This window comes from Streptomyces sp. NPDC089915, assembly GCF_040684675.1.
Classification (GTDB): domain Bacteria; phylum Actinomycetota; class Actinomycetes; order Streptomycetales; family Streptomycetaceae; genus Streptomyces.
Genome location: NZ_JBFBGN010000060.1, coordinates 26,081 through 39,470, shown reverse-complemented (window position 1 = coordinate 39,470; position 13,390 = coordinate 26,081). Strand labels below are relative to the sequence as shown.

14 protein-coding genes are annotated in these 13,390 nt (G+C 68.6%); 13 read left to right on the top strand and 1 reads right to left on the bottom strand.

All coding sequences use genetic code 11. The annotated features are described in order from the left end of the window. Positions 1-101 precede the first annotated feature (101 nt). A complete protein-coding gene (locus tag AB0O29_RS19470) occupies positions 102-2,582 on the bottom strand; it encodes a YfhO family protein (RefSeq protein WP_365153151.1) in 2,481 nt (826 codons plus the stop codon). A 400-nt stretch (positions 2,583-2,982) separates the two neighbouring features. On the opposite strand from AB0O29_RS19470, the gene rpsL reads away from it, so the two are divergent. The 13 genes from rpsL (at position 2,983) to rpsC (ending at position 13,387) form a co-directional block, all read left to right on the top strand. Further along, positions 2,983-3,354, top strand: coding sequence for a 30S ribosomal protein S12 (gene rpsL / locus AB0O29_RS19465; RefSeq protein WP_007265893.1), 372 nt, complete (start codon positions 2,983-2,985; stop codon positions 3,352-3,354). Positions 3,355-3,356: 2 nt separating this feature from the next. Beyond that, complete coding sequence (gene rpsG, locus AB0O29_RS19460; RefSeq protein WP_007265894.1) at positions 3,357-3,827, top strand: 30S ribosomal protein S7; 471 nt, start codon at positions 3,357-3,359, stop codon at positions 3,825-3,827. A gap of 39 nt (positions 3,828-3,866) precedes the next feature. Beyond that, on the top strand, positions 3,867-5,999 hold the full coding sequence (fusA, locus tag AB0O29_RS19455) for an elongation factor G (protein WP_042812323.1): 2,133 nt from the start codon (positions 3,867-3,869) through the stop codon (positions 5,997-5,999). A 147-nt stretch (positions 6,000-6,146) separates the two neighbouring features. Beyond that, the gene (tuf, locus tag AB0O29_RS19450) at positions 6,147-7,340 is read left to right on the top strand and encodes an elongation factor Tu (protein ID WP_365153150.1); all 1,194 of its coding nucleotides are present in this window, start codon (positions 6,147-6,149) and stop codon (positions 7,338-7,340) included. A gap of 127 nt (positions 7,341-7,467) precedes the next feature. Continuing rightward, on the top strand, positions 7,468-8,577 hold the full coding sequence (locus AB0O29_RS19445) for a hypothetical protein (protein ID WP_365153149.1): 1,110 nt from the start codon (positions 7,468-7,470) through the stop codon (positions 8,575-8,577). Positions 8,578-9,041: 464 nt separating this feature from the next. Further along, positions 9,042-9,350 carry a 30S ribosomal protein S10 gene (rpsJ, locus tag AB0O29_RS19440; RefSeq protein ID WP_003948644.1) on the top strand — a complete coding sequence of 103 codons (309 nt, stop codon included), beginning with the start codon at positions 9,042-9,044 and terminating at the stop codon, positions 9,348-9,350. A gap of 14 nt (positions 9,351-9,364) precedes the next feature. After that, on the top strand, positions 9,365-10,009 hold the full coding sequence (gene rplC / locus AB0O29_RS19435) for a 50S ribosomal protein L3 (RefSeq protein WP_045945285.1): 645 nt from the start codon (positions 9,365-9,367) through the stop codon (positions 10,007-10,009). A gap of 4 nt (positions 10,010-10,013) precedes the next feature. Further along, complete coding sequence (gene rplD / locus AB0O29_RS19430) at positions 10,014-10,664, top strand: 50S ribosomal protein L4 (protein WP_007265900.1); 651 nt, start codon at positions 10,014-10,016, stop codon at positions 10,662-10,664. Next, positions 10,664-10,987, top strand: coding sequence for a 50S ribosomal protein L23 (gene rplW / locus AB0O29_RS19425; protein ID WP_007265901.1), 324 nt, complete (start codon positions 10,664-10,666; stop codon positions 10,985-10,987). Before rplD ends, rplW begins: the two co-directional genes overlap by 1 nt. Positions 10,988-11,026: 39 nt before the next feature. After that, positions 11,027-11,863 carry a 50S ribosomal protein L2 gene (gene rplB, locus AB0O29_RS19420; RefSeq protein WP_007265902.1) on the top strand — a complete coding sequence of 279 codons (837 nt, stop codon included), beginning with the start codon at positions 11,027-11,029 and terminating at the stop codon, positions 11,861-11,863. 12 nt (positions 11,864-11,875) lie between these two features. Further along, a complete protein-coding gene (gene rpsS, locus AB0O29_RS19415; RefSeq protein ID WP_007265903.1) occupies positions 11,876-12,157 on the top strand; it encodes a 30S ribosomal protein S19 in 282 nt (93 codons plus the stop codon). Positions 12,158-12,200: 43 nt separating this feature from the next. Continuing rightward, on the top strand, positions 12,201-12,548 hold the full coding sequence (gene rplV / locus AB0O29_RS19410; protein ID WP_007265904.1) for a 50S ribosomal protein L22: 348 nt from the start codon (positions 12,201-12,203) through the stop codon (positions 12,546-12,548). After that, a complete protein-coding gene (gene rpsC / locus AB0O29_RS19405) occupies positions 12,548-13,387 on the top strand; it encodes a 30S ribosomal protein S3 (protein ID WP_007265905.1) in 840 nt (279 codons plus the stop codon). Before rplV ends, rpsC begins: the two co-directional genes overlap by 1 nt. Positions 13,388-13,390 lie beyond the last annotated feature (3 nt).

Genomic DNA, 13,390 nt, shown 5'->3' with positions numbered 1-13,390 from the left:
GACCCCCCCCCCCCCCGGTGTGGTGTGGGGGGGGCCTTCTGGGTGGCGGGGGGGGGGGGCCGGGGGGGCCCGCCGGGGGGTGGGCGGCGGCCCGCTCCCCGTCAGAGGCGCTCGCGTCGGCGGCGGACGTAGCCGGCCGTGGTGACCGAGGCGAGGGTCAGGAGGGCCAGGGTGGCCGCCGCCAGGCCCGGGGTGAGGCCCTTGGGGGTGTAGGTGCAGGAGAGGTGGCGGGTGCCCGGGGTGAGGGGGACGGCCAGGAGGCCGTGGAAGTCCGCCGTGGGGGAGGAGCACTGCCAGCCCGGGATGTCCGTCATCGCGAAGACGGCGGTGCCGGTGGCGGTCGCCGGGAGGGTGGCCTCGATGGTGTGGCCGCCGACCTGGACCGCGGTGGCGCCCGTGGTGGTGAGGTCGCGGACGCGGGTGTCCAGGGCCGCGCGGTTCAGGCAGCCGATCGGGTTCGGGCCGGCGGTGGCGTTCTCGGTGCGGGTTTCGACCGTCGCCGTGACCGTGCCCGACGCGGGGACCGGGCCCAGGGGGAGGACGCCGGTCATGCGGTCCTCCAGGGGGAGGGAGCGGGAGCCGGTGCGGAGGGTGCCGTAGAGGGCGGGGGAGTACCAGTAGGCCTCCGTGCCCGGGGTGCAGGCGGCCGTGTAGGTCTGGGAGGTGTCCGTGCCCGTACGGGCGGCCGCGGGGACCTCGTAGACCGTCGCGCCCAGGACGTTCTCCTGGCGGGCGTAGACGCTCTCCGCGGGGTTGGGGGAGGTGTACGCGGCCGGGCGGACCGTCACCAGGGGCGGGGCCGGCTGCTTCGCCGCCGTCCAGGTGCCGGGGGCGGTGCCCGGGCGGACCCGGGCGCCGATGGAGAAGATCGCGTCGAGCACCGGGTTGTCGGCGCCGAAGAAGGTCCGGCCGTCGTTCTTGTAGCCGTAGCCCAGGGGCTCCAGGGCCTTGTACGTGGCCTCCGGCAGGTAGCTGCTGTAGTACTGCGGGCCCTCCGCCCGAAGGGCCAGGGCGTCGTTGTACGAGGTCTGCGGCGCGCCCGAATCCGTCCGGTACGCGGGCCAGCCGTCCACCTTCCGGACCGCTTCGTAGTGGTTCGTGATCGACCGGTTGGAGGTCGGGGCCGGCGCCGCCCAGCGTTCGCGGGAGCGGCGGGCGTCCGCGTTGGCCGCCGCGACCGTGGATTCGGCGAAGACCACGCCGATCATCAGCACCGCGGCGACCGGGACCAGCACGCGTCGCTTCTCGCCCAGCGAGAGCAGCGTCAGCGCCAGGAGGGAGAGCGCGCCGCCGCCCAGGACGGCCGGCCAGGTCCAGCCGCCGAAGTCGTTGGTGTGGCGCAGCACGAAGGCGGCGACGACGAGGAGGGCGGCCGCCAGGGCCAGGTGCAGCGGCCGCGGGCGGTTGGCCAGGGCCAGCCAGGCCAGCACCACGACCATCCCGCTGAACACGAAGGCCTCGCGGTACGGGTTGCCGTTCGGCACCGCCAGGCCGTGCCAGACGTACTGGGTCGGCGGGAACTGGAAGGAGACCAGGACGAGCAGGGTGGCCGCCGCCCAGACCAGCCGGGTGCGCCCGGCGATCCGGCTGTTCAGCAGGAACGAGCCCGCCAGGATCAGGCCCAGCGAGGCCACGTACAGCCGTGGCCGGCCGCCCCACAGGTGGGTGGCCGGGAGCATGCCCGCCAGGAAGACGTCGACGCGCACCGGGTCGAAGGCCGCGGCCTTCGTGGGCTGCGAGGCGCCGCTGGAGAGGAACGACGGCAGGAGCAGCGGGAGGGTGAGGAGGATGCCGGTACCGGCGGCGGTGGCCGCGCGCCACAGGGCGCGCAGGCGCTGCGCGCCCGTCATGTCCAGGGTCAGCATCCGGACGGCCAGCAGCACGCAGGCGGCCATCGTGGCCATCATCGCCGTGTAGAAGTTCCCGTACCAGGCGAGGGCGACGAGCAGGGCGGCGCCCGGCCAGCGGCGGCCCTCCAGGCACCATTCCACGGCGATGCCGAGCAGGGGGAGGGCCACCAGGCCCCACAGCCACATCGGGATGTACGAGGCGTCGCTCAGCGCCCAGCCGCACAGGCCGTAGCAGGCGCCGAGGACCCCGCGCTGCCACCACGGGCCGGCCTGGAGCTTGCCCAGGTAGACCGTCATCAGCGCGGCGGCCGCGCCCATGGTCACCGGGGTGATCAGGAAGACGGCCAGGTCCACGTGGGCGCGCGGGACGAGCACGGCGAGCCAGGAGAACGGGTTGCCGAGGTAGGTGTAGTAGTCGGACAGGAACTGCTGTCCGAAGCCGCCGCGCCAGCTGAAGAGGACGTCGCCGGCGGCCTGGCCGTGGACCAGGTCCCACAGGGCCCGGTGGAACGGCACGTACTGGTTGGCCTGGTCGTTGATGGCCCGGCCGGTGTTGCCGAAGGGGAAGCTGCCGCGGGCCGCCCAGGCCGCGCAGAAGGCCCCCGAGGTGAGGAGGAAGGCGAGCAGCGGCCCGTACAGGCGGGAGAGGAGGGCGCGCCGCCGCGGCGACGGGGCGGGCCCGCCGGGGGGCGGGGATGCGGCCGTCTTCGGCTCCGAGGTGACCGTCCCCAATGTCCTGCTCCTGGCGCTCGTACGTTTTGAACTGACTCGCTGGGATTCGCTGGCAGTGTAGTTCGCCCGCACTACCACGCCGGTGTGACCTGCGCGCGGCCGCCCCGGCTCCGACACGCCACACCCAAGGGGCGTCTGAGCTGCGCGGCCGTGCGGCCGGTGGCGGCGAGGCTTATGTTTTGACCGGAGTGGATGCGGTGGGTACGCTCAGACCTTGTGCCTGGGGTGTGCCTGGGCTCCCGCGCGTGTCCATCAACCGCGTGGCGAGCCGCATCGGCCACCGAGATTCATGCGTCTCCGCGCTTGCGCGGAGCTCCGCCGGATCCGACACACCCGACCGCGTGGGTCGGAAAAGTTCCAGGTTAGCTTCACTACACGGCACACAGAAACCGGAGAAGTAGTGCCTACGATCCAGCAGCTGGTCCGGAAGGGCCGGCAGGACAAGGTCGAGAAGACGAAGACCCCCGCGCTCGAGGCTTCGCCTCAGCGTCGTGGTGTCTGCACGCGTGTGTTCACGACCACCCCGAAGAAGCCGAACTCGGCGCTCCGTAAGGTCGCGCGTGTGCGTCTGACCTCCGGCATCGAGGTCACCGCTTACATTCCGGGTGAGGGACACAACCTGCAGGAGCACTCCATCGTGCTCGTGCGTGGTGGCCGTGTGAAGGACCTGCCGGGTGTTCGTTACAAGATCATCCGCGGTGCGCTTGACACCCAGGCTGTCAAGAACCGCAAGCAGGCCCGCAGCCGCTACGGCGCCAAGAAGGAGAAGTAAGAATGCCTCGTAAGGGCCCCGCCCCGAAGCGCCCGGTCATCATCGACCCGGTCTACGCCTCTCCTCTGGTGACCTCGCTCATCAACAAGATCCTCCTGAACGGCAAGCGCTCCACCGCCGAGCGCATCGTTTACGGCGCCATGGAAGGCCTCCGCGAGAAGACCGGCAACGACCCGGTCATCACGCTGAAGCGCGCGCTGGAGAACGTCAAGCCGTCCCTCGAGGTCAAGTCCCGCCGTGTCGGTGGCGCGACCTACCAGGTTCCCGTCGAGGTCAAGCCGGGTCGCCAGTCGACCCTGGCCCTCCGCTGGCTCGTGGGTTACTCCCGCGCCCGCCGCGAGAAGACCATGACCGAGCGCCTGATGAACGAGCTTCTCGACGCCTCGAACGGCCTCGGTGCGGCCGTCAAGAAGCGCGAGGACACGCACAAGATGGCCGAGTCCAACAAGGCCTTCGCGCACTACCGCTGGTAGTCGCAACCCACATCGAGACCGAGAGAAGACTGAAGCCTTATGGCTACCACTTCGCTTGACCTGGCCAAGGTGCGCAACATCGGCATCATGGCTCACATCGACGCGGGCAAGACGACCACCACCGAGCGCATCCTGTTCTACACCGGTGTGTCGTACAAGATCGGTGAGGTCCACGACGGCGCCGCCACGATGGACTGGATGGAGCAGGAGCAGGAGCGTGGTATCACCATCACGTCTGCCGCTACCACCTGCCACTGGCCGCTCGAAGATGTTGACCACACCATCAACATCATCGACACCCCGGGTCACGTCGACTTCACCGTCGAGGTGGAGCGTTCGCTCCGCGTCCTCGACGGCGCCGTCACCGTGTTCGACGGTGTGGCCGGCGTCGAGCCGCAGTCCGAGACCGTTTGGCGTCAGGCGGACCGCTACGGCGTCCCGCGCATCTGCTTCGTCAACAAGCTCGACCGCACCGGTGCCGAGTTCATGCGCTGCGTCGACATGATCAAGGACCGCCTCGGTGCGGTTCCGATCGTCATGCAGCTGCCGATCGGCGCCGAGGCCGACTTCCAGGGCGTGGTCGACCTCGTCCGCATGAAGGCCCTCGTGTGGTCCGCCGAGGCCACCAAGGGCGAGATGTACGACGTCGTCGACATCCCGGCCTCGCACACCGAGCTTGCCGAGGAGTGGCGCGCCACCCTCGTCGAGCAGGTCGCCGAGAACGACGAAGAGATGATGGAGCTGTTCCTGGAGGGCGTCGAGCCCACCGCCGAGCAGCTGCACGCGGCCGTCCGCCGCATCATCCTCGGCTCCGGCAAGGGCAAGGGCGAGCCCACGATCACCGCGGTGTTCTGCGGTACGGCGTTCAAGAACAAGGGCGTCCAGCCCCTGCTCGACGCCGTCGTGCGCTACCTCCCGTCGCCGCTCGACATCGAGGCCATCGAGGGCCACGACGTCAAGGACGCCGAGGTCGTCGTGAAGCGCAAGCCGTCGGACGAGGAGCCCCTCGCCGCGCTCGCGTTCAAGATCATGAGCGACCCGCACCTCGGCAAGCTCACCTTCGTCCGGGTTTACTCGGGCCGCCTGGAGGCCGGCACCGCGGTGCTGAACTCCGTCAAGGGCAAGAAGGAGCGCATCGGCAAGATCTACCGCATGCACGCGAACAAGCGTGAGGAGATCGACGCGGTGGGCGCCGGCGACATCGTCGCCGTCATGGGCCTGAAGCAGACCACCACCGGTGAGACGCTGTGTGACGACAAGGCACCCGTGATCCTGGAGTCCATGGACTTCCCGGCTCCGGTCATCCAGGTCGCCATCGAGCCCGCCTCCAAGGGCGACCAGGAGAAGCTGGGTGTCGCCATCCAGCGTCTCGCGGAAGAGGACCCGTCGTTCCACGTCCACTCGGACGAGGAGACCGGCCAGACCATCCTCGGCGGTATGGGCGAGCTGCACCTCGAGGTGCTGGTCGACCGTATGAAGCGCGAGTTCAAGGTCGTCGCCAACGTCGGCAAGCCGCAGGTCGCGTACCGCGAGACGATCCGCAAGGCCGTCGAGCGTCACGACTACACCCACAAGAAGCAGACCGGTGGTACCGGTCAGTTCGCCAAGGTGCAGATCGCGATCGAGCCGATCACGGACGCCGATGGTCCGGCGTACGAGTTCGTGAACAAGGTCACCGGTGGCCGCGTGCCGAAGGAGTACATCCCTTCGGTCGACGCCGGTGCGCAGGAGGCCATGCAGTTCGGCATCCTCGCCGGCTACGAGATGACGGGCGTCCGCGTCACGCTTCTCGACGGTGGCTACCACGAGGTCGACTCCTCCGAGCTCGCCTTCAAGATCGCCGGTTCGCAGGCCTTCAAGGAGGCCGCGCGCAAGGCTTCTCCCGTGCTCCTCGAGCCGATGATGGCCGTCGAGGTCACCACGCCGGAGGAGTCCATGGGCGACGTCATCGGTGACATCAACTCCCGCCGTGGCCAGATCCAGGCCATGGAGGACCGTCACGGAGCCAAGATCGTCAAGGGCCTCGTGCCGCTTTCGGAGATGTTCGGCTACGTCGGAGACCTCCGCAGCAAGACCTCGGGTCGCGCCAGCTACTCGATGCAGTTCGACTCCTACGCCGAGGTTCCCCGGAACGTCGCTGAGGAGATCATCGCGAAGGCCAAGGGCGAGTAACTCTTCGGAGTTCACGCTTTAGGCTTGCCACCGGAGCCTCTGGGGCATCAGGAGTAACCCTCCCGCTGCCCCGGGGGAACCGGCTATCCAGCAAAGATCACCTGGCGCCGACGATCAAGGCGTACAGAAAAACTCAGGAGGACCCCCGTGGCGAAGGCGAAGTTCGAGCGGACTAAGCCGCACGTCAACATCGGCACCATCGGTCACATTGACCACGGTAAGACGACCCTCACGGCCGCCATTACCAAGGTGCTGCACGACAAGTACCCGGACCTGAACGCGGCGTCGGCGTTCGACCAGATCGACAAGGCTCCTGAGGAGCGCCAGCGCGGTATCACCATCTCCATCGCGCACGTCGAGTACCAGACCGAGGCGCGTCACTACGCCCACGTCGACTGCCCGGGTCACGCGGACTACATCAAGAACATGATCACCGGTGCCGCGCAGATGGACGGCGCCATCCTCGTGGTCGCCGCCACCGACGGCCCGATGCCGCAGACCAAGGAGCACGTGCTCCTGGCCCGCCAGGTCGGCGTTCCGTACATCGTCGTCGCCCTGAACAAGGCCGACATGGTGGACGACGAGGAGATCCTGGAGCTCGTCGAGCTCGAGGTCCGTGAGCTGCTCTCCGAGTACGACTTCCCGGGCGACGACCTGCCGGTCGTCCAGGTCTCCGCGCTCAAGGCGCTCGAGGGCGACAAGGAGTGGGGCGACAAGCTCCTCGGCCTGATGGACGCCGTGGACGAGGCCATCCCGACCCCGCCGCGTGACACCGACAAGCCGTTCCTGATGCCCGTCGAGGACGTCTTCACGATCACCGGTCGTGGCACCGTCGTCACCGGCCGCATCGAGCGTGGTGTCCTGAAGGTCAACGAGACCGTTGACATCATCGGCATCAAGCAGGAGAAGACCACCACCACGGTCACCGGCATCGAGATGTTCCGCAAGCTGCTCGACGAGGGCCAGGCCGGTGAGAACGTCGGTCTGCTCCTCCGTGGCATCAAGCGCGAGGACGTCGAGCGCGGCCAGGTCATCATCAAGCCCGGTTCGGTCACGCCGCACACCGAGTTCGAGGCCGCCGCGTACATCCTGTCGAAGGACGAGGGTGGCCGTCACACCCCGTTCTTCAACAACTACCGCCCGCAGTTCTACTTCCGTACCACGGACGTGACCGGCGTCGTGACCCTCCCCGAGGGCACCGAGATGGTCATGCCGGGCGACAACACCGACATGACGGTCGCGCTGATCCAGCCGGTCGCCATGGAGGAGGGCCTGAAGTTCGCCATCCGTGAGGGTGGTCGTACGGTCGGCGCCGGCCAGGTCACCAAGATCACGAAGTAATTCGTGTTCTGACCTGGTAGCTCGCACCAGCGGGCACCATGTTTGACGTGAGGGCCCCTTCCCCACCGCTCCGGCGGCGGGGGAGGGGCCCTTCCGTGTGAGTGAGGGACGTTCAGGGGTGGGAAGCATGGACCGGCAGGGCGACGGGCGGTCGGAGATATCCGACGAGGAGTGGGCGCGCTTCAGCGAGGAGGTCGCGCGGGAGGGCGCCGGCGCGCCGAAGGAGCCGTCGGCGCGGGCGCGGATGGTCACCGCACGGCTGCGGCGCGAGGAGGAGGAACGGACGCGGACGGGCCGGCGCCGGTTCGGCCGGGGGCCCAAGCCGGGCGCGGGGGACCCGCCCGGCTGGCGTGCGGGGCCCGCCTGGCAGGAGATGGAGGGCCGCGGGCGGGGCAAGCGGCGGCTCAAGGCCGCGGCGGCGATCGCCGTCATCGCGGGGCTCGCGCTGGTGGCCCTGCGGCCGGAGCTGGTCATCGACCGGCTGACGGGGAAGGCGGAGGCCCGCCGGGAGGCCGCGCACCCGGACCGGCCGACGCTGAAGGACCCCTTCCGCGGTTCGCCGGCCGCGCGGTGGGCCGAGGGGGCGGCGGCCATCGAGGTGCCGGCCGCCACCGCCGTCGGCGGGCTGGGCGAGGCGCAGGTCGCCCAGGGGCTGGCGAAGGCCAAGCAGTTCCTGGTGGCGTCCAACCTGGACCCGGCGGTGCTGCGCGGGGAGCGTCCCAGGGCGGCCCTGGAGCTGCTGGACCCGCGCCAGCCCGAGGTTCCGCAGCGCGTGGAGCGCTCCCTCGCACAGCCGGGCACGGAGAACTCCCCGGTCACCCTGTTCACCCGGTTCGACCCGGCGGAGGTCCGGCCGGCCGGTGACGTGGTCAAGGTGAACGGCAGCATGCGCGTGGAGGCGGGCGAGCCGGGGGAGGCCCTCGTGGTGACGGACTACACCTTCGTCCACCCCATGACGAAGGGGGACGGCAGCGTGCAGCGGACCATCGTGCGCCGCCAGGTCACCTTCGCGCTGCTCGACCCCGCGCGCTGGGACACCACCGAGGGTCGGCTCCAGCTGCGGAAGTACGACTCGGAGTGGTCGAACGTGCAGTGCGAGGCGACCGGGGGCTTCCTGCACCCGGACTTCCCGCAGGAGCCGCCGAGCGGAACGAAGGCCTCGGGAGAGCTCACGGACCCGTACGACCGAACCGGCCCCGTCCATTCCGAGGGGTGCAGGACCGCCTCACGGTCCTGACCGGTCCTGACCAGGGATCCCCGTCGCGTGCCGCGGTTTGACGTGATCGCTCGGCGGGGTATTCTCTTCGGCCCGATTGGCCAGGTACGTGTCTCGTATGGCAGACTACTCAAGTTGCTCGGCTGTGTGCCGATGCTGCGCGCCTCCCGCCGGGAGGACCGGAAGCGAGTCCCACGGTACTCGTCGTCCTTAATCTGCCTCTCGGGGCAGCAATGAGGACGGACGTACGGGAATCTTCTGGGAAGTGTCAGCACGGTCCGCACCAGGCACTCGGTGGGTGTTTCTCCCCCGATGCGCGGCTCAGGGCCGCACCCCCTTTGATGAGGGAGTTCCCGTATGGGGATTTTCTCGGAGGGAGTGCGACACGCCCGACCGCGTGGGTCGGAGGAGAGGCAGCGGAACCCCGTTCCGCGGCCGACCGGGAGCCAGAGCGTTTCCACACGAGACAGGACTACGGAGTAGCCATGGCGGGACAGAAGATCCGCATCCGGCTCAAGGCCTACGACCACGAGGTCATCGACTCCTCGGCGAAGAAGATCGTCGAGACGGTGACCCGCACTGGTGCGTCGGTCGCGGGCCCGGTGCCGCTGCCCACTGAGAAGAACGTGTACTGCGTCATCAAGTCGCCGCACAAGTACAAGGACTCGCGCGAGCACTTCGAGATGCGCACGCACAAGCGCCTGATCGACATCCTCGACCCGACGCCCAAGACCGTTGACTCGCTGATGCGCCTGGACCTTCCGGCCGGCGTTGACATCGAGATCAAGCTCTGAGAGGCGTCGAGAAGATGGCAAAGCAGATCAAGGGCGTCCTGGGCGAGAAGCTCGGCATGACCCAGGTCTGGGACGAGAACAACCGTGTCGTCCCGGTGACCGTCGTCAAGGCCGGGCCCTGTGTTGTCACCCAGGTCCGTACCAACGACATCGACGGCTACGAGTCGGTCCAGATCGCCTTCGGCGAGATCGACCCGCGCAAGGTGAACAAGCCCCTCAAGGGCCACTTCGCCAAGGCCGACGTGACCCCGCGCCGCCACCTGGTGGAGCTCCGTACCTCCGACGCCAGCGAGTACACGCTCGGCCAGGAGATCACGGCTGCCGTGTTCGAGTCCGGCGTCAAGGTTGACGTCACGGGCAACAGCAAGGGCAAGGGCTTCGCCGGTGTCATGAAGCGCCACAACTTCCGGGGCCTCGGCGCCGGTCACGGTGTGCAGCGCAAGCACCGCTCCCCCGGTTCGATCGGTGGCTGCGCCACCCCTGGGCGTGTCTTCAAGGGCATGCGCATGGCCGGTCGCATGGGTAACGAGCGCGTCACCACCCAGAACCTGACCATCCACGCGGTTGACGCGGAGAAGGGTCTGCTCCTCATCAAGGGCGCGGTCCCCGGTCCGAACGGCGGCCTCGTCCTGGTCCGTACCGCGGCCAAGGGGGCTTGAGGTAATGAGCACCATTGACATCCTTTCGCCGGCTGGCGACAAGGCCGGTACCGTCGAGCTCCCCGCGGAGATCTTCGACGCGAAGACCAGCGTTCCGCTGATCCACCAGGTCGTCGTCGCCCAGCTGGCCGCTGCCCGTCAGGGCACGCACAAGACCAAGACCCGTGGCGAAGTCCGTGGTGGTGGCAAGAAGCCGTACCGCCAGAAGGGCACCGGCCGCGCCCGTCAGGGTTCGACCCGCGCTCCGCAGTTCGCCGGCGGTGGCGTCGTCCACGGCCCGCAGCCGCGTGACTACTCGCAGCGCACCCCGAAGAAGATGAAGGCCGCCGCCCTCCGCGGTGCCCTCTCGGACCGTGCGCGTCACTCCCGCATCCACGTCGTCACCGGCGTGGTCGAGGGTGCCGCCTCCACCAAGGCCGCGAAGACGCTGTTCGGCAAGATCTCGGAGCGCAAGAACCTGCTCCTGGTCGCCGAGCGCTCTGACGAGCTGGCGTGGCTGTCCGCCCGCAACCTGCCCCAGGTTCACATCCTGGAGCCGGGCCAGCTGAACACGTACGACGTGATCGTCTCTGACGACGTGGTCTTCACCCAGGCCGCGCTCGAGTCCTTCGTGTCTGGCCCCAAGGCCGATGAGACCGAAGGGAACGAGGCCTGATGTCTGAGGCGACCGTTACCAGCAAGACCTTCACCGACCCGCGCGACCTGCTGATCAAGCCGGTCGTCTCGGAGAAGAGCTACGCGCTGCTGGACGAGAACAAGTACACGTTCATCGTCGCGCCCGGCGCCAACAAGACCCAGATCAAGCAGGCCGTCGAGGCGGTCTTCTCGGTCAAGGTCACCGGGGTCAACACGATCAACCGTCAGGGTAAGCGCAAGCGCACCAAGACCGGTTTCGGCAAGCGCGCCAACACCAAGCGCGCCATCGTGACCCTTGCCGAGGGCAACCGTATCGACATCTTCGGCGGCCAGGCCTCCTAACGGAGGTCTAGTCGTCCGGAATCGGACGAGGACTGAGAAATGGGTATCCGCAAGTACAAGCCGACGACCCCGGGCCGTCGTGGCTCCAGCGTCGCCGACTTTGTCGAGATCACGCGGTCCACGCCGGAGAAGTCGCTGGTCCGCCCCCTGCACAGCAAGGGCGGCCGTAACAACACCGGTCGTGTGACCGTTCGCCACCAGGGCGGTGGCCACAAGCGCGCCTACCGCGTGATCGACTTCCGTCGTCACGACAAGGACGGCGTGCCGGCCAAGGTCGCGCACATCGAGTACGACCCCAACCGCACCGCGCGCATCGCGCTGCTGCACTACGCCGACGGCGAGAAGCGCTACATCATCGCGCCGCGCGGTCTGCAGCAGGGTGACCGGATTGAGAACGGCCCCACGGCCGACATCAAGCCGGGCAACAACCTCGCGCTCCGCAACATCCCGGTCGGTACCACGATCCACGCGATCGAGCTCCGCCCCGGTGGCGGCGCCAAGTTCGCGCGTTCCGCCGGTGCCTCCGTGCAGCTGCTCGCGAAGGAGGGCGTGATGGCCCACCTCCGCATGCCGTCCGGTGAGATCCGTCTCGTCGACGCGCGCTGCCGCGCCACGGTCGGCGAGGTCGGCAACGCCGAGCAGTCGAACATCAACTGGGGCAAGGCCGGCCGCATGCGCTGGAAGGGCGTTCGCCCGACCGTCCGCGGTGTCGCGATGAACCCGGTTGACCACCCGCACGGTGGTGGTGAGGGCAAGACCAGTGGTGGTCGCCACCCGGTCTCCCCGTGGGGTCAGAAGGAGGGTCGTACTCGCTCGCCGAAGAAGGCTTCGAGCAAGTACATCGTCCGCCGCCGCAAGACGAACAAGAAGCGCTAGGAGCGGGTTTAGATGCCGCGCAGTCTCAAGAAGGGGCCCTTCGTCGACGACCACCTCGTAAAGAAGGTGGACGCCCAGAACGAAGCCGGCACCAAGAACGTCATCAAGACCTGGTCCCGTCGCTCGATGATCATCCCCAGCATGCTGGGTCACACCATCGCGGTGCACAACGGCAAGACCCACGTCCCGGTGTTCGTCACCGAGTCGATGGTCGGCCACAAGCTCGGCGAGTTCTCGCCGACTCGCACCTTCCGCGGCCACGTCAAGGACGACCGGAAGTCGAAGCGCCGCTAGTAGCGGGGTGGTTACGACTATGACTAACACCGAAGGGACAACCATGGAAGCCAGGGCCCAGGCGCGGTACATCCGCGTCACGCCCATGAAGGCCCGCCGCGTGGTGGACCTCATCCGTGGCATGGATGCCACGGAGGCTCAGGCGGTCCTGCGTTTCGCCCCGCAGGCCGCGAGCGTGCCGGTCGGCAAGGTGCTGGACAGCGCCATTGCCAACGCCGCGCACAACTACAACCACCCGGACGCCTCCACGCTGGTCATCAGCGAGGCGTACGTGGACGAGGGCCCGACCCTGAAGCGGTTCCGTCCGCGTGCCCAGGGCCGTGCCTACCGGATCCGCAAGCGGACCAGCCACATCACCGTGGTCGTCAGCAGCAAGGAAGGTTCCCGGTAATGGGCCAGAAGGTAAACCCGCACGGGTTCCGACTCGGCATCACCACGGACTTCAAGTCCCGCTGGTACGCCGACAAGCTGTACAAGGACTACGTCAAGGAAGACGTCGCCATCCGTCGGATGATGACGTCCGGCATGGAGCGCGCCGGCATCTCGAAGGTTGAGATCGAGCGCACCCGTGACCGCGTGCGTGTGGACATCCACACCGCTCGTCCCGGCATCGTCATCGGCCGCCGCGGCGCCGAGGCCGACCGCATCCGCGGTGACCTCGAGAAGCTCACGGGCAAGCAGGTCCAGCTGAACATCCTCGAGGTCAAGAACCCCGAGCTCGACGCTCAGCTGGTTGCTCAGGCCGTCGCCGAGCAGCTCTCCTCCCGCGTCTCCTTCCGTCGTGCCATGCGCAAGAGCATGCAGGGCACCATGAAGGCCGGCGCCAAGGGCATCAAGATCCAGTGCGGCGGCCGTCTCGGCGGCGCCGAGATGTCCCGCTCCGAGTTCTACCGCGAGGGTCGTGTGCCGCTGCACACGCTGCGCGCGAACGTGGACTACGGCTTCTTCGAGGCCAAGACCACCTTCGGCCGTATCGGCGTGAAGGTCTGGATCTACAAGGGCGACGTCAAGAACATCGCCGAGGTTCGCGCCGAGAACGCTGCGGCCCGTGCGGGTAACCGCCCGGCCCGTGGCGCCGGCGCTGGCGACCGTCCCGCCGGCCGTGGTGGCCGTGGTGGCGAGCGCGGCGGCCGTGGTGGCCGCAAGCCGCAGCAGGCTGCTGGTGCCGAGGCCCCCAAGGCCGACGCTCCCGCCGCCGCTCCGGCTGAGAGCACCGGAACGGAGGCCTGACCG